This is a genomic window from Leptothoe sp. EHU-05/26/07-4 (assembly GCF_043421015.1).
Taxonomy (GTDB): Bacteria; Cyanobacteriota; Cyanobacteriia; order Phormidesmidales; family Phormidesmidaceae; genus Leptothoe; species Leptothoe turfae.
In genome coordinates, this window is record NZ_JAXSQV010000007.1 from 1,142,540 (window position 1) to 1,167,172 (window position 24,633).

A 24,633-nucleotide genomic window follows, 5' to 3' on the forward strand; every position below is an offset into this window, starting at 1 on the left:
GTTACGTTTACAGCCGTAGTGCCGTGATGTACGGAAATCCATCATGAACTTATGGATAAGTGTTCTTTACGTTGAAAGCCCCCAATCTGTGGTGTTCTCCTGCAAGCTAGGATTAGCTAATTTTTTTTAACGGCTTCATTTGCATGCTGGCATCAGCTTTACAGGAGGTGCTCACTGATGGTCTGAGGCATTGGCAGCACAATCAGTACTAAAATCACCATGGCTATGAGACCTAAGGCATCGCGCACGCCATTGAGTTCGCTGACATCGTCAAGCGCTGGTTCGTCTCGGCTAGACATAAATATGAGTAGCAGTGCCCACAGTAAGTAGGCGGGTTGGATAAATGCCATGGCGGCTACCAAGATTCGAGTAATGTTGCCAATGGCAGCTCCACTCCAGCGACCATACATGGCATGGACAATGTGGCCACCATCTAACTGGCCTACAGGCATTAAGTTGAGAGCCGTTAATACCAAGCCTAAACAGCCTGCGATCGCAACCGAATGCAGATAAAGAGCCGTATCTATCTGAAAATCACTACCCAACGCTAACTTACTCAGCAGCACCAGCAAGATTGAACCCTTTGGGTCTAAGGACTGAAAGTTAAACAGACCTGATTCCTCGGTTAACTCGACCATCTGTGAGTGGGCTAACCCCCAAATTACGATGGGTAGGCTGACCAGAAATCCAGCCAGCGGGCCTGCTACGCCCAAGTCAAATAGAGCGCGACGGTTGGGGGCGGGTGCTTTGATCCGCACAAAAGCGCCAATGGTGCCGAGAAAATAGGGGACTGGAATAAAGAATGGTGCGGAAGCTGGAATATGGTGACGGCGAGCCATGGCATAGTGGGCCAGTTCTCGCACGGCCAAAATCATCATCACCGCGAGGCTATAGCCCAGGCCTTTAACCAACAGCGCTGGCTGCGATAGCAGCTCTGGAATAGATAGATCGCCCACTAGCAGCAACCCTGCCAATGTGGTGGTGCCCAGGGTCAAAATAAACAGTAGAATCGAGAGCCGCCAGCCGCTGTCTTTTGATGAATTGGCGGGTTCTCGATTAGGGACCAGGGTGAAGACAGGATCACCATTACGTTCTTCCTGCAAAACCACCAAGAACTGATGGCCAAATTGCGATCGCACATTTTGCTGCACAGTGCTATGGGCAACGGCTGGTGTCGCTTTCAGTCGCCCATGGCAGATCATCATCTGTTGGCGATGTTCAATCTTCTGTAAAAAATAAATAGACCACGGAAAACATGACCTCAAACGCTCTTCTTCCTCTCGTTCCATGAGCATTGGCGGTGCTGGTGCTGGTCGATGAGGCGGTAGTGTTGATGGGCGCTGTGCCGATGGACGTCGACCCAATAGGACTACCCACATGTATATCAGGGGGCAAACAATAAATAGGCCTAGTATGAAAATATTAGGTGGGGCATATCTGCCATGCTTTAGAACCCAGGCTGTCAGAGCTAAAATGGGTGTCATAATAATCAGCCACAATAGCCAAACTGGGGAGCGTGTCATAGTCGCTACGCCTCGACGAATGACCAAGTAGGTCAAGATTCCCAGTAATATCGATAACAGTACAAATGTCATAAACCCACAATCCGCCCCCTTACCAGGACTCTGAATTACCATACCAGGCAGGGCCCTAGGGTGAGAGATGATGGCTTTTTTGGGAGCTTTTGGTGTCTACTTCAACAATAAACTTGGACAACAGCCCTACAACTAGCGAAACAGCTCGATCGAACACAAAGCTACCCCGGTCGGTATTTGGCGCGGATACTAATGTTTACGCGTTTCCACCCAACCGTGAAACCTTAGGGGGTACAGCTTATTTGATCACGTATGCGCCGACGCCAGACAGCAACTCTGTCGCAAGAAGCAACATTCTAGTGGACTGTCCCGCTTTGACAGATACAAACTTGAACTTTATTGCTGAGCAAGGGGGGCTACAGTGGTTGGTCATTACTCACCGTGGCGGCAGTAGCCATGTCCGTGATTGGCAATCTCAATTTGGCTGTGATGTTGTCCTACAGGAGCAAGAGGCTTACCTACTTCCCCAGATAGAAACTCGCACATTTCATCACGAGCTAACGCTGACACCTCGTCATAAACTCCTTTGGACTCCCGGTCATTCTCCCGGATCCGCATGTCTTTACAATGCAGACCAAGGTGGCATTCTGTTTAGCGGGCGTCATGTCCTACCAACGCGCCAGGGCGGTGCTACCCCGCTCCGGGTTTCCAAAACCTTTCATTGGCCCCGTCAGCTCAAGCATGTGCAGCGACTGCTAGATAAATTTACCCCTCAAACCCTGAGCTATATCTGTCCAGGAGCTAATATTGGTTTCCTTCGCGGTAAGCAGTTTATCGATGATGCCTACAACAAATTAGCTGGTTTAGATTTGCAAGAATTGGCGAAGAGTCAGGTACTACTTTAGTGAGTTCTTGGTTGCTATCCCTTAGTGAATGGTCGTTAGACCACAGTAAACACCATGAAGGAAAACAAGATGCAGGCCGTGAACGAATAACCCAGAACTAAAAACTATCACTCCTCCCCACTACCCCCAATCACCGGTTTAAACGTCTCCAAAATGTCATCCACAGGTAGATCTGCTGGATGCAGTAACCAGGTGCGTTGGCAAGGCTGAATTAGGGTTTGTACCAGGGGCGACAGCTGACTAATAGCGACCAATCCTTCAGCGGTTTTCAGTTTAATCCCCCGCTGATAAAGGGTATAGCCTCGATTACTGATGTGGTGCAGACTCAAATAGATTTTAGGGTCTGGTACGGTACCGTAGACCTGATGCCGTGCTATCGATAATATTTCTGCCTGTTGTGCATAGGTGTATTGGCTAATTTCCGTCGCTTTGGGCAGTCGACGATTCACAAATTGTTGACAGAGGTCGGCCAGGATCAGGTCCTTGTGGGTTTGCCAACGCTGTAGGTGGTAGGACAACACATAGTCGTCTTGGGCTAAATACTGCTCTAGGGGCAGCTCATCAACGTCACAGCTTAACCAGGCAGTCATAGTGTTGTCTGCTTCCAGGGTGCCTGTGGTTAGGAGGGCTTTAGCCCGCCTAATTGTCTGCTCTAAAACCCAAGTGGCGACTAAATTTTTGGGGTGATTATAGATATGGGCGTACATAAAGTAGCGCACCACCAGGTAGTGTTCGATTGCCCCTAGACCCTTTTTAACCACAATTAGCTGCTGACTGGCTGGATCGTAGTCTAGAGCTAAAATGATGCGGTCAAGATCTAGCTGGCCATAGGACGCTCCCGTAAAATAGCTGTCACGCATCAGGTAGTCGATGCGATCGCAATCCAACTGACTCGACACTAACTGCCACACACAAGGTACGGGATGCTGGTGCTGATAAATTGCATCAATGTCGCAACGTAACTTGGGTGAGAACTCATCCAAGCGCCTACGCACCTCTGGAGCCTGTTTCAGAATGCGTCGCGTCCAATGCTCATGGTGACCGCCAAACACTTCCTCCGTCGTATGACTAAACGGACCATGGCCGACATCATGGAGCAACGCTGCGCACAAAACTGCTGCGCGATGAACCATCAACTCTGGATAGATAGCTGCCAGTCGGTCAAATGCACGGCGGGCAATGGCCATAACCCCCAGCGAATGGGTGAACCGTGAACTTTCTGCACCGTGAAATGTGAGGCTAGCAGGCCCAAGTTGCCGGATGCGTCGCAGCCGCTGAAAAGGTGACGTATCGATCAGCTCAATCAATAATGCTTCTACCGGGTCAGCCCTATCGAGAGTGATAGCGCCATGGAGCGGATCATGATACGTACGGGTTTTGAGCGGCACGGTCTTAGGTTAAGGATGGCATGATCGATTCCATTAACGTTTCAACAGCCGCTTTATATTGAACATCCTTGGTTGTGGCAACTTGATCTGGGGTGATCGGCTCGTTAGTCACTGTGCGGTCGGGGGTAATCCCTAGCTTATTAATATCGTGATGGTCAGGGGTCTCATATTTTGCCACCGTCACAGCTAGCCCAGACCCATGGCTCAAATCAAATAAAGACTGAATCAGACCTTTGCCAAATGTAGTTTCCCCTACTAACAGGGCTCGATGATTATCTTGAAGCGCTCCCGCTAAGATTTCACTGGCACTGGCGGTGCCTCCATTGACCAGTAAGATCAGCGGTTTTTGAGTCATAGCTCCAGCCCCAGCTTCAAAGCTTTCCAATATCCCTTGGCGGTTAACGGTATAAACAATTGTGCCCTCATCCAACCAGAGTCTGGCAATATCAATACCTGCTTGCAATAGACCACCTGGATTATTCCGTAAGTCCAGAATGTAGCCATTAGCCTGTTGCTGCTCTAGGCGGGTGATTGCGGCTCGGATATCTTCAACGGCATTACCGTTAAACTGTCCCAAACGAATATAGCCAACTTGATTGCCTTGTTCAAAACGTAATTCTGAGAAAACGGGATTCAGATTAATGCGCTCACGAGTTAGGTTCACCTCGAAGGATGTAACGCCAGAACGTTCAATCTTTAAGGTGACAATAGTCCCCGCTGGTCCCCGCATGCGTGCGGCTGCCTCATCAAGGGAAAATGATTGGGTTGATATGCCATTGATAGCAATAATTTCATCCCTCGGTGATAACCCCGCCCGTTCAGCAGGAGAGCCAACGATGGGAGCAATCACGCGCAAGTTCTGGTTTTCATCGTCCTTGGCGATCTGTAAACCGACACCCAATAGCTCTCCAGAGGTATTGGTCTGTAAGCTTTGATATTGCTCAGGGGGTAAGAAGCGGGTGTAAGGGTCATCTAATTTCTGGAGCATCGACTGCGCTTCTTTGTAGGCATCTTCCCAGTTATTAATTGGACGCTTCAGAGCTTTCTCACGGGTAAACCACCAATTCTGATGGTTAAAGGTCTCATCTAAATAGGCCCGATTGACGATGCGCCAAACTTCCATAACCAGCTTCTGTTGCTCTGTAAAAGCAAGTGCTGGTAGAGGCGCAACCCCGAAACTCAGAACTATTGCGATACAGATCGCACAGATGCCTCTTAAAAGAACTACATGCAGCAGCCCAGTTTTTCTCATTCTTCACCACAGCTCAAACAATACCGTTGCTTAACTGAAAAGGAAATTCTATTGTTAAGCTCCTAGGGCAGCATTAATCGTCCCTTTTAGCAGCATAGCGGCTTCCTCAGAATACTGTGTTCCTCCCATCTTCCATGACAGGAATTCATGGGCATCTGTATGTTCGCTGGTAAATGATTAAGTTTTGTAAATAACCCTAAGCAAATGCAACTTGCTTTTGAGCCCGTCGCAACGAGAGAATATCTTTGCCCATTTCCTCGTCTAGAGCCAGTTACAACAGCTAGTCGATGGTCGCTACATAGCTTGAAAGTTTCAAGATAGGCGGTTTCTAAAGGTTGGTTGTGTTACATTTTTTAGTAACGGCATAGATCTAATTTTATATCCGCGCTTCATGTTTACTAAGCAAGTCACCGACTCTAAGGCCTACCAGTGGTTTAATGAGCGCCTTGAGATTCAGGCTCTCGCCGATGATATCTCCAGTAAGTATGTACCGCCTCACGTCAATATCTTCTATTGCCTTGGCGGTATCACCCTCGTTTGCTTCATCATTCAGTTTGCGACTGGCTTCGCAATGACCTTTTACTACAAGCCAACTGTAGTAGAAGCGTTTAATTCAGTTCAGTACTTAATGACTGATGTTAGTTTTGGTTGGTTGATTCGCTCCATCCACCGCTGGTCTGCCAGCATGATGGTGTTGATGATGATTCTCCACGTTTTTCGGGTTTACCTCACTGGCGGTTTCAAAAATCCCCGTGAGTTAACTTGGGTGACTGGTGTCATCATGGCCACTATCACTGTTTCCTTTGGTGTGACAGGTTATTCTTTGCCCTGGGACCAGGTTGGTTACTGGGCTGTAAAGATCGTATCTGGTGTACCTAGTGCGATTCCTGTTGTGGGTGGTTTGATGGTTGAGTTTATTCGCGGTGGCGAGAGCGTTGGTCAGTCAACTCTGACTCGTTTCTACAGCCTTCACACATTTGTGTTGCCTTGGCTGATGGCCGTGTTTATGTTGACTCACTTTTTGATGATTCGTAAGCAAGGTATTTCTGGTCCCTTGTAAGGGATTAGTAGCTTGACCTTGGTCAGCGCTTAGCTGCTCTCCGATTGTGGCTAAATGTTTGAGTTCTTGGCCAAATGTGGCCTCAAGCTTGATTCAGGGTTAAACTATTTCTACCAAGTTGCGCATTCTGTTCAGAGGTAAATTAGGAGACGATTTGAGCTATGGCAACGATTAAGAAGCCTGACCTCAGTGATCCTCAACTTAGAGAGAAGCTGAAGCAGGGTATGGGTCACAATTATTATGGTGAACCTGCTTGGCCCAATGATTTGCTATACATTTTTCCCGTAGTAATCTTGGGTAGCATTGCATGCTGCGTAGCTTTAGCGGTTTTAGATCCTGCTCTTGTAGGTGAGCCTGCTAATCCTTTCGCTACACCCCTTGAGATTCTTCCTGAGTGGTATCTCTATCCTGCATTCCAGATTCTACGAATTGTACCTAACAAGCTTCTAGGAATTGCTTTGCAAACAGCGATTCCCCTTGGTCTGATGCTTGTTCCTTTCATTGAAAACGTTAATAAGTTCCAGAATCCATTCCGTCGTCCGGTTGCGACAGCAGTGTTCTTGTTTGGTACCCTAGCCACTCTTTGGTTAGGCATTGGTGCAGCTCTACCTATCGATAAGTCTTTAACTCTAGGTTTGTTCTAGGCGTTGATTTCTCTGTCTTAGGTCATTAACATTAGCTTCTTGAATTTTCGCTGTGTATTTGCGAATTTTCAAGAAGCTTTTTAATGTGTCAAGATACAGCTAAGACATCTACTCTCCTAGGCTTATCTATCGATTTTTTAGTTGATTTCGGGCAAACTATTGGTGCGAACGTGCCGGTTAGTCGGACATGTTAAAGCAAGATCAGTTGATAGTTCAAAGTAAGCTAGAAGACCTAACTCAAGTTCAGCAGTGGTTTGATCGTTTTTGTTCTGCGTCACAACTGCCATGGCTTGAGGCTGTTTTTGATCAAGTAAATTTGGCCTTGGCGGAAGGTTTTACCAATGCCGTTAGGCATGCACACAAGGGCTTACCTGCGGATACACCTATTGAAATAGATTTATTTCTCTGGCAAGAAAAATTAGAAGTCCAAGTATGGGATATGGGTCAACCGTTTGACCCCGATAAATTGCCAGAACGAAAACCGGGGACACTCACGGTAGGTGGCTATGGTTGGTTTTTGATGCGGCGATTGGCCGATGTAAACTACGAGCGTAATGATTTAGGGCGTAATTGCCTCCGAATTGTTAAATGTTCAACGCCTTCGTAAGGTTTAAAGCTTTTAAATAACTCATTAAATTTGCTGAGGAATTCACTCATCTGAAGCTATTTTGTTGTCTCATCATTAGGTGATGGGTGTTCTAAGTAATATATAAAAATGGAGCTTTGCACATGCAATTAGCTCGCAGTATATGGGCAAAAGATACATTCGTTTTTATAGAAGTATTTGGTTGTGAAGGTGGAATTCAGTCGTATATCAAAGATATCTTAACGGCGTATTTAGCCTCTAATTCATCTGCGACAGCGGATATTTTTTTGTTGCGTGATCGTCGCAATAGTATTCCCTCTGAATTTTCATCGCGCTTTAAAGTTCATTGCTTTCAGTCAGGGCATCCGATGTTCGATCGGATTCGGTTTACGTTGGCTTTAGGGCTGCATCTGTTACTTAAGCGTCCACGACGTCTATTTTGTGGACATATTAACTTGGCAGTGATGACGCGTCAGTTGGCTTGGTTAGCCAGGGTGCCTTATACAGTGCTCACCTATGGAAAAGAAGTTTGGTTTCCTCTTGGGCTAGCTGAAGGGAATGCTTTGCGAGCGGCCGATCATATTTGGACAATCAGCCGGTATAGTCGAGACTTGGCCTGTAAGGCCAATAACCTAGAAGCTGAGCGCATTGAGATACTCCCTTGTACAGTGGATGGTCAAGGTTTTACACCAGCGATCGCATCCTTGCAACTACAGCAGCGTTATGGGTTGGACGATACACGAGTGTTAATGACAGTAGCTCGACTTTGGCGAGGTGATCCCTATAAGGGAGTGGATGTGACGATACGGGCACTGCCTGCGATCGCAAACGTCTATCCGAATGTGAAATATTTAGTGATTGGTCGTGGTGATGATCAGCCTCGGTTAGCTCAGCTAGCAAACGATTTAGGGGTGGCGGATCGAGTTGTCTTTGCAGGCTTTGTTCCTAATGAGGAGCTAGTGGAGCACTATCGCCTGGCAGACGTCTATGTTATGCCCTCCCAAGAAGGGTTTGGCATTGTTTATCTAGAAGCCATGGCCTGTGGTATTCCAGTTATTTCTGGTGATGATGACGGTTCTGCTGATCCCCTGCAAGATGGTCGTTTAGGATGGCGTGTCCCCCATCGCGATCCTGATGCTGTAGCAGTTGCTTGTATAGAAGCGTTACAAGGAGATGATCGTCGTTGCGACGGTCCTTGGTTGCGGGAACAAACGTTAGCACAGTTTAGCAAGACGGCGTTGATTCAGCAGCTACAGCATCTTTTAGAGGGTGATCCTAAGCCCAACGTCAAAGACCTCAATCAATCAAGTAGCAGTATCCCGACAAACTAATCAGCCAATGCAAAGGGGTAGACACTATAGAATATAGATCCCAGCACCATAGGAGGCGGCAATATGGCTCCCAACGGTTTTAGACAGTTACAGCTCAACTTTTCTGGCATTGGATGTTGGTTAATGTTTGCGGCTGGTTTGGCACTGATCACAACTGTTGGTGTTGGCTGGTTATTCAAGTCTTTGCTCGTTCTGCTCTTGCTGCTGATTCTGGTACCTATTGTTTTGGTGGTGGGTGTTCAGTTCTGGCTACGACGTAATTTAGTGGAAGGAGCATGTCCATCCTGTTCTCAACCGTTGACTGGGTTTAACAAAATGCCACTTTCCTGTCCGAGTTGCGGTGTACAGCTACAGGTCAGTAATGGTGCTTTTTCCAGGATGACCCCTGAGGGTACGATTGATGTTGATGTGATTAATGTTGATGCCGCCAATGCTGATAATGACTCTACAGACAGCGTCAAAACTGTGGATGTAGAGATTTTGCCACCTGCGGATCCATAATCAATAGGCAATAATAAATGTCTAGGATCTCCAGCCAAACATGTAATGGCCCACTGATGGAAATCTATCAGCGGGCCATGGTCATAGACATAATATTTGCGACGATGGGAAGTTATCGCTGAACGGTCATCGTAAACGGAGCACCATTACCATCGAGATCGCCGACATACAGACGGTAATTACCGGTCTTATATAGTCCGCGAGATTTGATTGCACCGCCATCAAAATCGTGGGCTAGGATGCACTCCCGTGAGTCGTCGGGACCCACCATGAGCAATGTGTAATCATTGTCACCAGATACTTCAATGGATACTGAAGCAGCTGACTCGGTGATGTTGAAAGAATGATCAGGTTGAGCGGGAATAAAGCCGCAATCTGTGGATGATTGGTTACCACCGCTAGTGCCGGTGATTTCCGTTGCTGATTGACCATAAACAGCAGCGGTGGGTGCAGCAACCACAGTGGCAGCAATGAGCAAAGAAGCTATGTTTTTTGTGGCAATATTTTTCATCGATAGCACCTCGGCAACTTATGGGGTAGCCTTACGAGAACACTAGGTCTTTAACTGAATCACACTCCTGAGGAATGTATATCTCAATACTAGTGGTGAGATATAGCTAACGTTATTGCATATGTGCCAGTTTGCCAATAGTTAACAAAGTGGAATTGTTGTATGGCTTGTATTATATAAGTCGTACGATTCATTCAATGGTGACAGTTGCCAGGTCTGGCGTAATTGGCTTAGAACGCTCACCTCAAAGTATTAGATACATCCAGATTGCTAGATGACTCAGCAAACCATGAAGGCTCAGAACTCAATTGTGCTTGTCCCAAAACTGCGGTCAGCGACATTGGTCGGCAGGCGCTTAGTGGCTTGGAGTCTAGAGGTGAGCTTGGTCGCCATGAGTGCCTTAGTGCCTTGGGGGGCAGGGCATTATGTCCTGATGGATCGCAACATGCTTCCTATCGAAGGCAGTGTTGAAGAATCTTTTATGCCGCCTGCTGCTGACTCAGGCGCTTTGCGGGTTGAGCTAAATCTTTTGGTCAAACATGCTCAGCAGGGATGGGCCTGGATTGCTCAAATACCACCACACCGCTTGCATCGAACGGTACCTCGGCTAACAAATATTTTGTGGACTGTTGCGTTGATTGCCCCTGTCATTACGGCTGGGGGACAGTTGGTGCAGCTACGTCTCACTGGGCGCACATGGCCTAAGCAATGGTTGGGGATTCAGGTGATTTCCATAACGGGTGGATCGCTCACGTTGCTACAGGTGGTTACACGTGAGCTGGTGCGTTGGGGGCTGCCGATGGTGATTGTTGTTGGCGGCACCCTGTTAACAGGGGTTTCAGCGGCACCCTGGATGCTATTCATCGTTATTCTGTTAGCCATGGCTGAAGGTGGAACAACCTTAGCTCTTGATAAGCGGGCGTGGCATGATCGTGTCGCTAAGACCCGAGTGACAAAGTCCCATGCTGGGTATTTACCGATTTCTGGTGAATCCTTGCTCTATTCATTGCCCATGGGTGATTACACCTCATCTTCGCAAAGCAATGGCATTGAAAATAACGGCGTTGTAGGCAATGGCATGGTCAACAGTGCGATTCAGCTTTATGGGGAGACTGCGAATGATGATGAGTGGTGGCTGACCGAGGATGCAGGTGATTTAACATCGCTTGTTTTGCCCCCTCGTTCTGAGCAGAGTGGCGGTAGCTTAGTTCTGCTGCCGCCAAGTCAATTGTTATCAGGTAAGAGGGCATGGTGGCTGTGGTCAAGTGGCATGGTGCTGGCGTGTTTAGCTGGATTTAGTGTTGGTCGTGTTGGGCAATCATCCCAGATTCAGGCTGAGAGTGACGCGTTTTTACAGACAGCTCAGGCTCTGATGGACAAAACGCAAGCGGAGGGTGCAGATTATGATGCGGCTATCTTAATGTTGGCTCAGGTAGATGACCCCCGTACTGCTCAATACTTAACGGATCTATTGAGTCAAACCTCACGGCCAACAACATTGGCGACGGTTCAGCAGGCCTTGATCAGTCAAGGTCTAGAGAGTTTGCCTCCTTTGCTGTCTCTGGGACGTGTGCTGGAAAATGATCTTCAGCAGTCGCTGGACACTGAGACTCGGTCGCTGCGATTGGAGCAGCGTCATATGGTGCAGGGTGCGATCGCAAAAATACTCACTGTGCACAGCGATGAGTTAGACGGTATTCGTTTAGACCGGGTTAACTTGGGAAAATATCATGATTCAGAGCGCTCGTTTCGCCTGATTCAACCTGGGCTGTTAGCAGCAGGTACCAGTTGGCAGAATGCAAATTTAAGCCAGGCAAACTTAGCTAGAGCTAGTTTCTTTGATGAAGGGCCTGATGGTAAAGCTGATTCTTACGATGACATCATCAGCGACTTAAGCGGTATCAATCTGAGTGGTGCTCGGCTAGAACATGCTAATTTGCAAGGTGCTCAATTGAGTAGTGCCAATTTCAGGCGAGCTGATCTGAGGGATGTCAATTTAGCTTACGGCAATTTAGAAGGTGCCCAATTAACCAATGCCCAACTGATGCATGTGAATGCGCCTGATAGTCAATGGCAGGGAAGCAATTTAGTGGGTGCTGATATGACCCAGGGTATGTTGGATGGTGCAGATTTAAGTCGAGCAAGACTTAATCGTCTTGAAGCGGCCCACAGCAGTTGGACCAAGGCAATATTGCCCCAATCAGACTGGGTGGGTGCCAATTTAATTGGGGCTAATTTTGAGCAGGCTAATTTGGTTAGTGCTGACTTTCACGGTGCCCAACTAGATGGTGTAAATTTTGAACGGGCTGATTTACGCCAGGCTAATTTGCGTGATGCCGATCTTAGACAAGCCAGGTTAACGGGTGTGAATTTGGCGGATGCTGATTTAGCGGGAGCTATCTTTGATGATGGCACTAGAGTGACAGGTAGTTTTATTACGCCTAATGCTCAGTTAAATACAGCTAACTCTCTACAGGGAGTTAACTTTAGCCGTGTGCGTAACATTGATGTGCGCCAGTTAAACTACATTTGTGTGCAAGGAGGAATTCATCCGTCCTGTCAGAAGCTGATGGATGCTGCTGAGTAGTCAATGCAACGAACGCGATTAAGTACATTAGTAGATCAAGCGGGTCAGCGCTTTAGTCAATGGGTGTTTAATCCCTGGCGGCGCATTTCATTAGCTGTCATTAGCCTGCTGTTTGGTAATTTTTTCGCGACAGCTATTTCTGCGACAGCGGGTCAAACGTCAGAGATTGATATTTTGATTTCTGCCATTTTGGTAGCCATGGTGGAATTCATTAGCTGGCTATATCATCGATCTCGCTCCAATGGCCAGCGGACGATCCTCCCTGAACTCCTTAATTCATTTAAGCTGGGCATGGTTTATGGTCTTTTTGTTGAGGCCTTTAAACTCGGTAGTTAGCGACAGTGTGCCAATGGCTTCTACGAGTTGAGTAGCTTGATGTTGGATCGCTTTCCAGTCTTGATGCCGCACATGGTTTGCCCTAAATAATCCACTGGAAATTCCCACTGCTGTTGCACCAGCTGATAAGAGGTCAGTGGCATTCTCTGGGGTCACGCCCCCAGACGGAATCAATGGAATATGTCCGAGGGGGCCTTGTATACATTCCAGATATGTGGCTTCCCCCAAGGCTTTGATGGGAAACACTTTGACGCTTGTGGCCCCTAATTCCCAAGCCGTTAAAATTTCAGTTGGGGTCATGGCTCCTGCCACGGTAGGGATATGCACCGTACGGCCATGGCTAAGCAAGGCTATCGATGTATGGGGGCTAAAGCAGAATTGTGCGCCAGTTGCGATCGCAACCCGCAAATCCTCTTCTGTCAAAATTGTCCCCACCCCTACAGTGCAGTGGGGTAACGCCTTTTGAATGGCCTGGAGCAACGCCACAGGCTGATAGCTATTCCAAGTAACTTCGAGTAGATGGATGCCTCCTTCAGCAGCAGCCATTGCCATATTTAGACCGCTTTCAACTGTCTCAGCCCTAATAACAGCAATGGCGCGATGGGTTTGGAGTGTCTGCAGCCAACGCTGCTGGTATTCAACAAGAGGTTGCACATGAGGCGGGGCTGAATGTAATGCAGTCATAACCTGAGGGGCTTAGTGTTAAGCCTATTTTGCAAGCGTCAATCATATCTGCTTGTACCTCTTAGGCTTTTAGACCAATTTGCAATACGGAAATTGTCGCTTTTCTAAGTACTGCTAACGATTCAACACGGCATGTAACAAAAATAAAATCCTCTCCAACACAACAAAAAGCCGCAGGGGTAGCCTGCGGCTTTTAAATATCAAACTCCTCAGGAGTAAGACTAAGAAACGCTAACTAAAAATCTACTAGACCTCTAGGCAATGCTTGCCATGCTGACATTGTTGTCAATCAGCAGTCTCTGTAGTTCGTCAGAATCAACTGTTTCCTTGTCTACTAGCATGTCAGCTAGCTGATCAAGAACCTTGCGGTTCTCAACTAGGACTTGCTTAGCGCGGCTGTAGGCAACGTCTACAAGACTACGAACTTCCGCATCAATCACAGCAGCTGTTTCCTCAGAGAAATCGCGCTCAGTGGCAATGTCACGCCCTAAGAAAGGATTACCTTGTTGGCGACCTAGGGCAACTGGACCTAGTTTTTCGCTCATACCAAAGCGAGTCACCATCTGACGAGCCACGCGAGCTACCTGCTGTAGGTCATTAGAAGCACCGGTCGTAACTTCTTCATCGCCGAAGACAATTTCCTCAGCAAGACGACCACCCAGGGCCACAGCCATCTGGTTTTTCAGATAAGAACGGGAGTATAGACCGGACTCTAGACGCTCTTCACTCGGAGTAAACCAGGTCAAACCACCGGCTTGACCACGGGGAATAATGCTGATCTTTTGCACGGGGTCATAGTCTGGCATCAGGGCACCCACCAGGGCATGACCTGCTTCGTGGTAAGCAACTAGGGACTTGCGCTTCTCGCTCATTACCCGATCTTTCTTCTCAGGACCGGCCAAGACGCGATCAATCGCATCGTTAACTTCATCCATGGAGATTTCGGTCAGATTGCGGCGAGCTGCCAAAATAGCGGCTTCGTTTAGCAAGTTAGACAGATCAGCACCGGTAAACCCAGGTGTCCGACGGGCAATCTTCTCTAGATCAACGTCCTTGCTAAAGGTCTTCCCACGGGAGTGAACCTTCAGGATTTCTAAACGACCGGAGTAATCAGGACGGTCAACCACCACCTGGCGGTCAAAACGACCAGGACGTAATAGAGCCGCATCCAATACGTCAGGACGGTTAGTAGCCGCAATGATGATGATGCCAGTGTTGCCCTCAAAACCATCCATCTCGGTGAGTAGCTGGTTTAGGGTTTGCTCACGCTCGTCATTACCACCGCCGAGGCCAGCACCACGCTGACGACCAACCGCGTCAATCTCGTCAATAAATACGATGCAAGGAGCGTTGGTCTTAGCTTGCTCAAACAGATCGCGAACACGGGAAGCACCCACACCCACAAACATCTCTACAAACTCAGAACCAGAGATAGAGAAGAACGGTACACCAGCTTCTCCAGCAACGGCCTTAGCTAGCAGTGTCTTACCGGTACCAGGAGGACCCACTAGCAATACGCCCTTGGGAATCTTGGCACCAACCGCCGTAAAGCGGTCGGCATTCTTTAAGAAATCAACCACCTCAGTAAGTTCAAGTTTGGCCTGGTCGATGCCAGCCACATCACCAAAGGTGACTTGGGTCTGAGGCTCCATCTGTACGCGAGCCTTTGATTTACCAAAGTTCATCGCTTGGCTACCAGGGCCATTTTGAGCACGTCGTAGTACAAAGAACAGCACTACGAGCAGCAAGATGGGGATAAGTAATGTGCTGAGTACTTGCAGCAACCGATTTTCCTCAGCTTGACGCTGAACTTCAATATCCACAGAGTTCTCAGTGAGGATATCAACAAGGCCAGGGTCGCTGGGTAAGTTGACCACAATCCGACGCTCTTCACCTGTTGGATCAGGGAAACGAGCCTGGGTTCGATCGGCGCTAATGTAAACTTTCTCAATGGCACCGCTCTCAACTTGGTTGATAAAACGGCTGTAACGCCATGCATCGGTTTCAATACGAGGTTGTTCAAAAAATGCGGTAGCTAGTGCGATGACGACAACTACCAATAACACGTAGAGTCCTGCGTTTCTCCAGCGCTTATTCACAGGGAGTAAGCCTCCTAAAGTTTTTAATTGTCAGCGATTTCAGCGAGCTCGCCTATGCTGATCTGAGATTTATTAACTTATGTTAACGCATTTCAGGATTCTGCATAGCCTACTCCGCTCAGCAGTTGTGCTCGCACATCGAAGGCCTGTAAAACATTTGTTTGAGGGCTGTTAGACCTTCGTGGGTAGAACTATAGTTTAGTTTAATATTCCCAGACAGAACTGTGTGGATCGGTAAAAGCTCTACCACACAATTGCTGTAGGCTAAACATTCAAACTGGTTCACTCTACTTCCGGTCCAAGGGATGTGGGAAATGACCTGATTCTTTAAAGCTTTAATCAATCGGGCTCGGCTAATGCCTGGCAGTAGGCCGGAGTTCAGGGGCGGCGTGTACCATTTGCCATTGCTGTATCCCCATAAGTTACCTGTGCTGGTTTCCAGCCATTCTCCAGTGGGTGCAATCAAAATGGCATCGCGAGCTCCATGGCCCTTGGCGGCTTGCATCGCCAACCAGCAAGGTAGATAATTGCTGGTTTTGTGTCCTGGCAAACTGCGCTGATATTTAGGCTCTGCGGCAATCCAGGCCGTTACTCCTTCTTGCTGTTGCTGTTCTAGATTGAGCGGGAGGTGGCGACCTGTGATCAGTTCACGGCCATCGGCAAGAATAGTCAGTCTTAGCACTGGATAGTCTGTGAGCAATGCTTGACAGCCTGTAGTGGTGCGTTGCCAGTCTGGTTGGGGCCAGGTAAAGAAATGGAGTGATTGGGCGATGCGATCGCAATGCCAATCCCATGCTGTCAACGGATGCGTCAAGCTATTCTCATAAATCCGCATCGTCGTAAATACGCTGGCTCCATACGCCAACGCCGGATCGCTAACCATAATCTTTATCTGGTCATCCTTATATAGCTGACCTGCAAACCAATAAGTCATCTGTTAGGCTTCTCAGAAAACTTAGGAGCAAATTAGAATCCTCTGAAATTCGCTCCAAAGCGTGTTCCGATCTTAGAAGATGAAAACGATAGCCACAGGGGATAACGAGTGCAAAAATCAACGGTTCAGCTCGGTCAATATGAAGCAGCTTACATAGAGTATGGTGTCCAGGATAATCCGGTGTTGCTATTTCTCCATGGTTTTCTTGGCGAAAGTAGCCTGTGGCGTTTGCTCATGGAGCGGTTGGCTGACCGCTATCGCTGTATTGCGCTGGATCTACTTGGCTTTGGTCGTTCTTCTAAACCCAAGCTTAAGTACACCATTTGGCATCAAACGGCGTTTGTGAGTGAGTTTATTGCTGCCTTAAAGCTCACCAATGTCACCCTCATTGGCCATTCCTATGGGGGGTGGACCAGTTCTGCCTTGGCGATTGAGCAGGCCGACACTAATGCATCTTTGCTGGAGTATCTTATTCTGATTGCTCCGGCTGGCATTCGCGATGACAGTTTTGTCGGTCGCTACAATTATATGCGTCCGATTTTGTGGGAAACACCCGTGGTGGATTGGGTGCTGACTGGTCTGAAACCCCTTGCCAAAGTTCTCGGGCAGCAAAAGACCTATGACCAGGTAGCCATGGCTCGGCGCGAATTTGGCAAACAGCCTGTCGCTAAGTCCTTTATCGTTGACCGTCTACGACCGGAGGATGCCATTGATACCGTAGAAAAAGGCATTCATAAGATTGCTGTGCCGACCTTAGTCATTGCTGGTGCCCAGGATACGACGATCCCCCTATGGCATTGTGAAACCTACGGTCATGGAGTGCCGGGTGCCAAATTTGAGGTATTACCCGAGGCCGATCATGATTTGATTCGGACGGATTGTGATCAAATTTCTAATCTCATCGCATTATTTTTAACCCCATCGTTGTAGAGACGTTCCATGGAACGTCTCTACAACGATGAATGGTCCCCAACGGGCCTACGATGAATAGCCATTTAACCAATTCCTTCAATCATGGGATGGAAAAAGAACGCAAGACCAATGATGGTGTAAGTTGCCAGCAATAGCGTCCCCTCTAACCAGTTAGAACTCCCATCGCTGCTAATAGAGTTAGCAATCAGAATTGATACAGCTACGGCGATCAGTTGGAAATTATTAAAGTCCAGATCCATCGGCTGACCCATAAGCCATCCAGCAATGACCAGTACTGGAGCTACAAATAGAGCGATTTGCATACTGGACCCCACGGCCACCGACAGCGATAAATCCATCTTATTTTTCAAAGCGACAGTCACAGCAGTAGCATGCTCTGCCGCGTTACCAATGATTGGCAGTAAAATGACGCCTGTAAAGAGTTCGGACAAGCCTAGCTGTTTAGTGGCAACCTCTAGGGATCCTACCAACCACTCGGACTCTATAGCGACTACCAAGGTGGCGGCCAACAGCACCCCAATCCAAAGCGGAAGGTTAGGCGTTGCGTGATGTTCTTCTTCTGCTCCTTCCTCTTCCGCTGTGCCCACATCATAGAGATATGCGTGGGTTTTCATGGAAAACAGCAGCGTGAGGCCATAAACCAGAATCAATACAAGAGCTACGGCTACAGAGAGACGCTGTAGCGTTGGCTCAGTGATGGAGGGTGACGTGAAGTCCACTGCTGTTGGCAATAAAATTGCGATTACCGCTAAATTCATCGACGATGCATTCATGCGGGCAATTACTGGCTGGAAGTCCTGTTCCTTAAACTTGATACCTCCCAGCAGCATTGATAGCCCCATCACCAGCAGCAGGTTACCGATAATTGAGCCGGTAATACTAGATTTAACGACGTTAATCAGCCCGGCGTTGAGTGCAATCAGGGCAATAATCAACTCTGTCGCATTCCCAAAGGTGGCATTGAGTAAACCACCCAGGGAAGGCCCCACAACCACAGCGATTTCCTCAGTAGCTTGGCCCATCCAGCCCGCTAACGGAATGATGGCGATCGCCGCTGTGACAAAAACTGCCAGTTCACCCCAGCCAAGGAAATGGGCAGATGCGGAAATAGGAACAAATATAAGTAGACCGAAGAAAATTAAATTTTTGATTGACATGGAGGCTTTAACACATCGTTTAGGTCGAGGATTGAATTGAGAGACGCGTTCCTTTAGAGAAATGCTCAAATTTAGGCATTTCTCTAAAGGAACTGAACTGTTGCTCTAATCCTAGATATTTCAGCACCATCAGATTACCCAAAGGAGTGACAAGTGAGGGAATAATTCCAACTATTCTTGGAGTGAACTTTACGAGTTGTGCAGGTATCTGAAGACCTGCATCATTACGGCATTAGATTGAGTACTGGTGTTGAGTACTAATCTAATGAGGGTGCCATGGTGTGGAAGCTGATTCTGGCAATTTTGGGTTCGTTGGCACTGGTCTTGGTCGTGTTCTATGGTTGGGCCACCTCTGGTAGCTATCCTCGCGATAAATATACAGAAATCCTCACCTATGACGTTGAGGCTGCTGCTGCCGAAGAAAACACATTGTCCCTGGTGTCTTACAACATTGGTTATTTGTCGGGCTTGACGAATCAAGAGGCGGTGGAACGGCCTAAGAGTCTATTTGATGGGCACTTAGAGAGTGCGATCGCCACACTTCGCTCCCTAAATCCTGACATCATCGCTTTCCAAGAAATTGATATCGCCTCTAAACGCTCCTACAACGTTAATCAGCTGGATGCCCTTGCTAACGCCCTGGGGTTGGCTAATGCCGGTCTGGCCATTAACTGGAATAAAAACTATGTACCTTTTCCCTATTGGCCCATATCAGCCCACTTCGGCAAAATCGTCTCAGGTCAGGCTGTATTGAGTCGCTACCCGATTGTGGAAAATAATCGGATTGTGCTCGAAAAAGTAGCCAGTCGTCCGTTTTTCTACAATGCTGTCTATTTGGATCGCTTAGCTCAGGTTACCCAAGTCGACATTAATGGTCGTGCTCTGATTGTTATAAATGTGCACCTGGAAGCGTTTGATAATCCGACCCGATTTAATCAAACCTATGCCGTACGACAAATGGCTGAAACCTATGCCAAGGAGTATCCTGTGTTGCTAGTAGGTGACTTTAACAGTGCGGTCAATCGACCTGAAGAAGGGGAGCGGTCGATTGAGGTGTTGGCAGAGTCTGGTGCATTTTCATCGGCGCTTCCTAGAGAGCAATGGCCTGACCAACCGACCTTCCCATCTGAACCACCTGAACATAAGCTGGATTATTTGTTCTATACCCCAGAGTCGATTGAGCTGACGGCAACCCGTGTGATACCAGAAGTGGGAACGGCTTCGGATCACTTGCCATTGATGATGACGTTTACGCTGAAATAATCTGAGACGATATGGAAACTCCTGAGTTACTTCAGAAAGACAGGAGCCTCTGCTAAAACCATTTCTATTCAGACGCACATCACATCCTATGGAGCAACTGAAGTATTTCCTTGGGCCTTTTGAACTATTTGCTTCAATTATTGGGGGCTCGCCATTTATTGTGGCAGGATTTTTGCTTTATAACCCAGTGGAAAGTTTGGCGGATTTGGCTCCGGTGATTCAGAGCAGTGGGACACTGGCGATCTCACTCACATTCTTATTTTTGAGCTACATCATTGGTGGGACTGTACAAACATTGAGCTGGCGATATTTTCTGCTGCTATGCCATGTGTTTAAACAGGAATATCTGTATATGGATAGTCAGCTAAGGGAGCGAGATAAAAAACTGAAACAGGCTGAGCTAGGGAATACATCGTCACTAGACTTTGAAGATCGCTTAGTACTTCAGCTACAGCAAAAAATAGGCCTCCCTAAAAAGATGCGCTGGATCAATGCTCGACTTAAAGCCTATCTGCGTGAAAACAATAGCCCTTCGGTTACGGCTGCAGAAATGCACACAGCTTCCCACATCATGTACCGTAATCTTTCTCTGGGATGTTTGATTCTAGGGTTTGTGAGTTTAATCAATACATTTCGTGTAAGCTCTCTAGAGCTGCTAATCGTTGCTCCATTTTTTGGCTACGTGGCCTATCTGATGTTTCGCCGTTCCGTCAGTTTCAAAAAGTGGCAAAATCGTGAACTCTTATTAGGCTTTTATTTTGCAGTTACTAAAGAAATTGTTCCTAGAGAAAGCGATTAGCATACGTCATGCTGCCGATGCCCACTTCTGAGACAACGGTTCTCTCAAGACGATTTGTAGAAAATTTCGAAAGACATGTTAGGTCTGGCACTTCATACCTCTACCCCTGAACTGGGTTTAGCCATCAGTGATTTTGAAACGATCCATCGTCAGCAAACTTGGCAGCTAGGTCGTGACTTATCCAGCCAACTTCATGCGTTACTTCAAGGGTTTTTGCCCCCCCAGCGCTGGCAAGAGCTGACGTTTATTGCTGTATGCATTGGACCTGGTGGTTTTACGGGTACCCGGATTGGTGTGGCAACTGCCCGAACGTTGGCACAGCAGTTAGATATTCCCCTATTGGGTATTTCTGCTTTGGCTGCTGTTGCCCACCATCGAGTCACCGCGTCGGGCCCACCCTCGGAGTCCATAGTGGAAACTCACAAAACAGCTACTGATCTGGCTATTACGATGCCTGCTAAACGAGGGGCTGTGTATGGTGCGGTTTACCACTGGACTGGAGAAAGTCTGACCTTAAAGCTAGAAGATACGGTGCTGAGCGCAAGTGATTGGAACCTGAAGCAATCCCACTGGTCTCAACCCCTGGTAAGAATAGCCCTAGATTCAGGTGTTGGCCTGGCCGAAACAACCTCGTCCTTGTTACAGCTTGGCTATGAGCGTCTGCAAAGGGAGAAGATATCGGACTGGCGACAGGTCATTCCGTTTTACGGTCAACATCCAGTAACTGTTTGAAGCTGTTTGAGAGGTTAGTCTTGATTGGCTTGACCGTCGCGGCGACCCAACTCATATACGCCGCTGCCTATGCAGGTGATAATGCCAACGCTTACGGTCCAGCTACGACCCATGCTGATATCTAGTAAATAGTTGCAAAGACCGCCAGTGACGACAAACGGCACAATACTCATGACTGATGCATAGAGTTCTGCTGGCCCAGTAGAGGATGTTGTGTCAGCGGATGCTAACCAGCCCATAGCCTGTTGTTCTAGAGCCTCAACCAAACGAAGGACCAGGGGCGAAAACATCAGATAGAGGGCCAAAGCCCATAAAAAAACTCCAGAAATCCAGACTGGATCAAGAATCATTGGATAAAGAAAATTATTAACACTGAGTTCTGCGATGAACGAGGCTGTGAACTTCTAGGTTGAAAAATTGCGAAGAATCTTCAAAAATGTTCACTCTCTATAAATTAGGCTAAATGATTTGATGCGTTCTGTCGTCTTTGTTGCCTTATCTTGGACCGTTAGAGCCAGAAGTTTAGTGGGTTTATTTAGCGCTTTACTGTAACCGTAGTACCTATATCAACATAGGTATACAGGTCTTCAACATCTTCATTAAGCATACGGATACAACCATGGGAAATGGCTTCCCCAATTAAGCGTTCCTCATTGGTGCCGTGAAAACCAATTTCGCCATCCTGGGTTGATAAAAAGCCAATCCATCGAGAACCCAAGGGATTTTTCTTCCCTGCTTTGATTAACTCTCCCGTGATTGGGTGTTGCCATGTGGGGTATTTCTGTTTTTGAGTGATGCTAAAGCTGCCCTCGGGGGTTTCCCACTCTTCTTGACCAATGGCGATGAGATATTCTTTGACGACGTCACCTTTTTGGTACACATTTACTATACGAGCATCCAGCTGCACCACAATTTCAATATCTGATTGTTTAAAGCGCCGTGCGAAGCTTGGGCGGCGACCGTTAGTTATGGAGATGCGAGTAAGGAGGTTATTGCCCTCCTGGCTTGGTCGAGCATTTGCGGCTTTCCAATCAAAAGGATCTTGCAACTCCAGTAAGGCTAGTCCAAGGGCAGAACCAACGCATAGTAAGGCAAAGCTGCGAGCTAAGGGATGAAGACCTTGCATTACAAAGGATTGGAAAACGTAGGATAGAAAACGGTATGCACTTGGAAGCGTCGTACTCCTGAATATCTTACCTATTTCACCCTATTACGGTTGTTTTACGATATCTGTTTTATGGGCTGCTCATACTTCTCAGCATACTTTTGTGCAGCCCCCATGGCTTTGTCCCTGAGTTGTTAGAATCAGTAGTATTGTCAAAAATTTATCTGACGTAGCAACTCCATTCGTAAAGGCAGGGTAGTGTGACGGTTAAACCAGACTGGCTGAGAGTTAAAGCCCCCCAATGGGAAAGGGTCGGCAATGTCAAAGGTATTTTGCAGGATCTCGCTCTCAACACGGTGTGCGAAGAAGCTTCCTGTCCCAATATTGGTGAGTGCTTCAATGCTGGAACTGCCACATTTTTAATCATGGGCCCAGCTTGCACGCGAGCCTGTCCCTATTGCGATATTGATTTTGAGAAAAAACCCCAGGCGTTAGACCCAACCGAGCCTCTGCGTTTAGGTGAGGCTGTGCGGCGGATGGGTCTGAACCATGTAGTCATCACTTCAGTAAACCGAGATGATCTACTCGATGGGGGGGCTAGTCAGTTTGTGCGCTGCATTGAAGAGACTCGAAAGCTTTCGCCCAATACCACCATTGAGGTGCTGATTCCTGACTTGTGCGGTAATTGGGATGCTTTAGAAACTATTTTGTCGGCAGCTCCTGAGGTGATGAATCACAATACGGAGACAATTCCTAGACTCTATAAGCGTGTGCGTCCCCAAGGTGACTATCAGCGCAGCTTGGAACTACTCAAACGTACCCGTGAAATTGCTCCATGGGCCTACACCAAGTCAGGAATCATGGTGGGGCTGGGGGAAACTGATGAGGAAGTCCGCCAGGTCATGGCTGGCTTACGCGCTGTAGACTGCGATATCCTTACCATTGGTCAATATTTGCAGCCTACTCAAAAGCACCTTGGTGTGCAAGATTTCATTACCCCCGAACAGTTTGATCAGTGGCGAGAGGCTGGAGAAGCGATGGGCTTTTTGCAGGTTGTATCGTCTCCTCTGACACGCAGTTCTTACCATGCGGCAGAGGTGCGACGGCTGATGGCTGAGTATCCTCGCCCTCGTCCGCAAACTGTTGAGGCCGCAATCAGAAAAAATTAATTAGCTAGTCAAGAGTGATAGTGCCTTTTGTAGTGTTTGTTGCACCGATGCTGCAGAGGTTTGTAGGGCAGCCTGCTCATCGTTGGTGAGTGAGAGTTCCATTATGGAAGCTGCCCCATTGTGGTCAAGACGACAGGGTACACCCAAATAGATATCTTTGAGCCCGTATTGCCCCTCAAGATAGGCTGAAACGGGTAGTATGGCTGACTGGTTTTGCAGAATTGCAGCCACCATTGTTGCTGTTGCGGCCGCAGGTGCGTAAAATGCTCCGCCGGTTTTGAGGTGATTCACAATTTCTGCGCCACCATGACGGGTGCGATCTACCAGTTGCTGAACTTTGTTCAGTGGCATTAGTTCAGTGAGAGGGATGCCACTGACAGTGGTGTAGCTAATTAGCGGTACCATCAGATCACCATGTCCTCCCAGTACCATGGTTGATACATCCTGAGGAGGAACCTCTAATTCCTGCGCAATAAAGGTGCGAAATCTTGCTGAATCTAGTACTCCAGCCTGTCCTATGACTTGACGGGGAGGGAGCCCACTGGTTTGCCAGGCTAGATAGGTCATTACATCTAAGGGATTAGTGACCAAGATGAAATGGGCATCGGGAGAGTGGGGCAGAGCCTGTGACATTACGTCTAGAATGATGCCGCCGTTCACCTTGAGTAGATCATCCCTGGACATGCCTGGCTTGCGTGGGAGCCCAGCGGTAATCACAATTACCTGTGAGTTGGCTGTATCTGGGTAGTCGTTGGTTCCAGTAATACTATAGCTATACCCTTCTAGGGGGCGTGCCTCAGCCATGTCGAGGGCTAATCCCTGGGGGCGACCTTCGACGATATCTAGTAGAACCACATGGCCTAAGTTTTGGGCCAGTAAACACCGGGCAAGGCTGGCACCTACATTGCCTGCGCCAATGACAGTGATTTTGGGGATTGCGATCGCAGCTTTATTAACAACTGCTTTCCGAGGAGATGGAATAGCGACTACCATAGGAACTCCCAATAGACAGCTTGAGGGCACCTCAGCTAATCAATGGCCCAGCTACCCAACGATGCGGTCCACGTAATCAACGGATGTGAACCACACTTCCATTGTGTCCGGGGCTACTTGTACTTGGGA

The 24,633-nt window shown here is 47.9% G+C and carries 24 protein-coding genes; 13 read left to right on the forward strand and 11 right to left on the reverse strand.

Annotated elements, in window-relative coordinates; translation table 11 throughout:
• Nucleotides 1-158: 158 nt before the first annotated feature.
• Complete coding sequence (locus U2F10_RS29495) at nucleotides 159-1,523, reverse strand: site-2 protease family protein (protein WP_348917888.1); 1,365 nt, start codon at nucleotides 1,521-1,523, stop codon at nucleotides 159-161.
• Nucleotides 1,524-1,687: 164 nt separating this feature from the next.
• Between U2F10_RS29495 and U2F10_RS29500 the strand changes: the two genes are divergently transcribed.
• On the forward strand, nucleotides 1,688-2,440 hold the full coding sequence (locus U2F10_RS29500) for an MBL fold metallo-hydrolase (RefSeq protein ID WP_163702218.1): 753 nt from the start codon (nucleotides 1,688-1,690) through the stop codon (nucleotides 2,438-2,440).
• Nucleotides 2,441-2,547: 107 nt separating this feature from the next.
• Here the strand turns inward: U2F10_RS29500 and U2F10_RS29505 are convergent, their stop codons facing one another.
• Nucleotides 2,548-3,828: an HD domain-containing protein gene (locus tag U2F10_RS29505; RefSeq protein ID WP_163702220.1), complete on the reverse strand. Its 1,281-nt coding sequence runs from the start codon at nucleotides 3,826-3,828 to the stop codon at nucleotides 2,548-2,550.
• A gap of 4 nt (nucleotides 3,829-3,832) precedes the next feature.
• Nucleotides 3,833-5,080, reverse strand: a complete 1,248-nt coding sequence (ctpA, locus tag U2F10_RS29510; protein ID WP_163702222.1) for a carboxyl-terminal processing protease CtpA — start codon at nucleotides 5,078-5,080, stop codon at nucleotides 3,833-3,835.
• Nucleotides 5,081-5,471: 391 nt separating this feature from the next.
• Here ctpA and petB point away from each other — a divergent pair, with 391 nt between their 5' ends.
• From petB to U2F10_RS29535, 5 genes are all read left to right on the forward strand, one after another.
• Nucleotides 5,472-6,140, forward strand: a complete 669-nt coding sequence (petB, locus tag U2F10_RS29515; RefSeq protein WP_163660526.1) for a cytochrome b6 — start codon at nucleotides 5,472-5,474, stop codon at nucleotides 6,138-6,140.
• Between the two features lie 161 nt (nucleotides 6,141-6,301).
• Nucleotides 6,302-6,784, forward strand: coding sequence for a cytochrome b6-f complex subunit IV (petD, locus tag U2F10_RS29520; protein WP_163660524.1), 483 nt, complete (start codon nucleotides 6,302-6,304; stop codon nucleotides 6,782-6,784).
• Between the two features lie 187 nt (nucleotides 6,785-6,971).
• Nucleotides 6,972-7,391: an ATP-binding protein gene (locus U2F10_RS29525; protein WP_006518086.1), complete on the forward strand. Its 420-nt coding sequence runs from the start codon at nucleotides 6,972-6,974 to the stop codon at nucleotides 7,389-7,391.
• Between the two features lie 122 nt (nucleotides 7,392-7,513).
• Nucleotides 7,514-8,701 (forward strand): glycosyltransferase family 4 protein, encoded by a 1,188-nt coding sequence (locus tag U2F10_RS29530; protein ID WP_499874067.1) that lies wholly within the window; start codon nucleotides 7,514-7,516, stop codon nucleotides 8,699-8,701.
• A gap of 63 nt (nucleotides 8,702-8,764) precedes the next feature.
• Nucleotides 8,765-9,202, forward strand: a complete 438-nt coding sequence (locus tag U2F10_RS29535) for a hypothetical protein (protein ID WP_163660520.1) — start codon at nucleotides 8,765-8,767, stop codon at nucleotides 9,200-9,202.
• 112 nt (nucleotides 9,203-9,314) lie between these two features.
• Here U2F10_RS29535 and U2F10_RS29540 read toward each other — a convergent pair whose 3' ends face one another.
• The gene (locus U2F10_RS29540) at nucleotides 9,315-9,713 is read right to left on the reverse strand and encodes a hypothetical protein (protein WP_006518083.1); all 399 of its coding nucleotides are present in this window, start codon (nucleotides 9,711-9,713) and stop codon (nucleotides 9,315-9,317) included.
• Nucleotides 9,714-9,987: 274 nt separating this feature from the next.
• On the opposite strand from U2F10_RS29540, the gene U2F10_RS29545 reads away from it, so the two are divergent.
• Both U2F10_RS29545 and U2F10_RS29550 read left to right on the forward strand, forming a co-directional pair.
• Nucleotides 9,988-12,300: a pentapeptide repeat-containing protein gene (locus U2F10_RS29545; protein WP_163660518.1), complete on the forward strand. Its 2,313-nt coding sequence runs from the start codon at nucleotides 9,988-9,990 to the stop codon at nucleotides 12,298-12,300.
• A 3-nt stretch (nucleotides 12,301-12,303) separates the two neighbouring features.
• Entirely contained in the window at nucleotides 12,304-12,636 is a 333-nt protein-coding gene (locus U2F10_RS29550) for a DUF565 domain-containing protein (protein ID WP_163702229.1), read from the forward strand.
• Here the strand turns inward: U2F10_RS29550 and U2F10_RS29555 are convergent.
• The 3 genes from U2F10_RS29555 to U2F10_RS29565 all read right to left on the reverse strand — a co-directional run bounded on the left by U2F10_RS29555 (nucleotide 12,577) and on the right by U2F10_RS29565 (nucleotide 16,353).
• Nucleotides 12,577-13,320 carry a bifunctional 4-hydroxy-2-oxoglutarate aldolase/2-dehydro-3-deoxy-phosphogluconate aldolase gene (locus U2F10_RS29555; protein WP_163660514.1) on the reverse strand — a complete coding sequence of 248 codons (744 nt, stop codon included), beginning with the start codon at nucleotides 13,318-13,320 and terminating at the stop codon, nucleotides 12,577-12,579. The genes U2F10_RS29550 and U2F10_RS29555 overlap by 60 nt on opposite strands.
• A 254-nt stretch (nucleotides 13,321-13,574) precedes the next feature.
• A complete protein-coding gene (gene ftsH3, locus U2F10_RS29560; protein WP_006518079.1) occupies nucleotides 13,575-15,419 on the reverse strand; it encodes an ATP-dependent zinc metalloprotease FtsH3 in 1,845 nt (614 codons plus the stop codon).
• A 118-nt stretch (nucleotides 15,420-15,537) separates the two neighbouring features.
• Nucleotides 15,538-16,353 (reverse strand): aminotransferase class IV, encoded by an 816-nt coding sequence (locus tag U2F10_RS29565; protein ID WP_163702231.1) that lies wholly within the window; start codon nucleotides 16,351-16,353, stop codon nucleotides 15,538-15,540.
• Between the two features lie 108 nt (nucleotides 16,354-16,461).
• Between U2F10_RS29565 and U2F10_RS29570 the strand changes: the two genes are divergently transcribed.
• The gene (locus U2F10_RS29570; RefSeq protein ID WP_499874069.1) at nucleotides 16,462-17,283 is read left to right on the forward strand and encodes an alpha/beta fold hydrolase; all 822 of its coding nucleotides are present in this window, start codon (nucleotides 16,462-16,464) and stop codon (nucleotides 17,281-17,283) included.
• A gap of 65 nt (nucleotides 17,284-17,348) precedes the next feature.
• Here the strand turns inward: U2F10_RS29570 and cax are convergent, their stop codons facing one another.
• Nucleotides 17,349-18,443, reverse strand: a complete 1,095-nt coding sequence (gene cax, locus U2F10_RS29575) for a calcium/proton exchanger (protein ID WP_499874071.1) — start codon at nucleotides 18,441-18,443, stop codon at nucleotides 17,349-17,351.
• Nucleotides 18,444-18,719: 276 nt separating this feature from the next.
• Here cax and U2F10_RS29580 point away from each other — a divergent pair, with 276 nt between their 5' ends.
• The 3 genes from U2F10_RS29580 (at nucleotide 18,720) to tsaB (ending at nucleotide 21,237) form a co-directional block, all read left to right on the forward strand.
• Nucleotides 18,720-19,706 (forward strand): endonuclease/exonuclease/phosphatase family protein, encoded by a 987-nt coding sequence (locus U2F10_RS29580; RefSeq protein ID WP_499868457.1) that lies wholly within the window; start codon nucleotides 18,720-18,722, stop codon nucleotides 19,704-19,706.
• Nucleotides 19,707-19,794: 88 nt separating this feature from the next.
• Nucleotides 19,795-20,505, forward strand: a complete 711-nt coding sequence (locus U2F10_RS29585; protein ID WP_163702240.1) for a hypothetical protein — start codon at nucleotides 19,795-19,797, stop codon at nucleotides 20,503-20,505.
• Between the two features lie 75 nt (nucleotides 20,506-20,580).
• The gene (gene tsaB / locus U2F10_RS29590) at nucleotides 20,581-21,237 is read left to right on the forward strand and encodes a tRNA (adenosine(37)-N6)-threonylcarbamoyltransferase complex dimerization subunit type 1 TsaB (protein ID WP_490795647.1); all 657 of its coding nucleotides are present in this window, start codon (nucleotides 20,581-20,583) and stop codon (nucleotides 21,235-21,237) included.
• Between the two features lie 14 nt (nucleotides 21,238-21,251).
• Here tsaB and U2F10_RS29595 read toward each other — a convergent pair whose 3' ends face one another.
• Both U2F10_RS29595 and U2F10_RS29600 read right to left on the reverse strand, forming a co-directional pair.
• Nucleotides 21,252-21,587: a hypothetical protein gene (locus U2F10_RS29595; RefSeq protein ID WP_163660499.1), complete on the reverse strand. Its 336-nt coding sequence runs from the start codon at nucleotides 21,585-21,587 to the stop codon at nucleotides 21,252-21,254.
• 185 nt (nucleotides 21,588-21,772) lie between these two features.
• Nucleotides 21,773-22,363: a L,D-transpeptidase gene (locus U2F10_RS29600; RefSeq protein ID WP_499874073.1), complete on the reverse strand. Its 591-nt coding sequence runs from the start codon at nucleotides 22,361-22,363 to the stop codon at nucleotides 21,773-21,775.
• 239 nt (nucleotides 22,364-22,602) lie between these two features.
• On the opposite strand from U2F10_RS29600, the gene lipA reads away from it, so the two are divergent.
• Nucleotides 22,603-23,511 carry a lipoyl synthase gene (gene lipA / locus U2F10_RS29605; RefSeq protein WP_163660495.1) on the forward strand — a complete coding sequence of 303 codons (909 nt, stop codon included), beginning with the start codon at nucleotides 22,603-22,605 and terminating at the stop codon, nucleotides 23,509-23,511.
• Here the strand turns inward: lipA and mdh are convergent, their stop codons facing one another.
• Nucleotides 23,512-24,504 (reverse strand): malate dehydrogenase, encoded by a 993-nt coding sequence (gene mdh / locus U2F10_RS29610; RefSeq protein WP_163660493.1) that lies wholly within the window; start codon nucleotides 24,502-24,504, stop codon nucleotides 23,512-23,514.
• Nucleotides 24,505-24,633 lie beyond the last annotated feature (129 nt).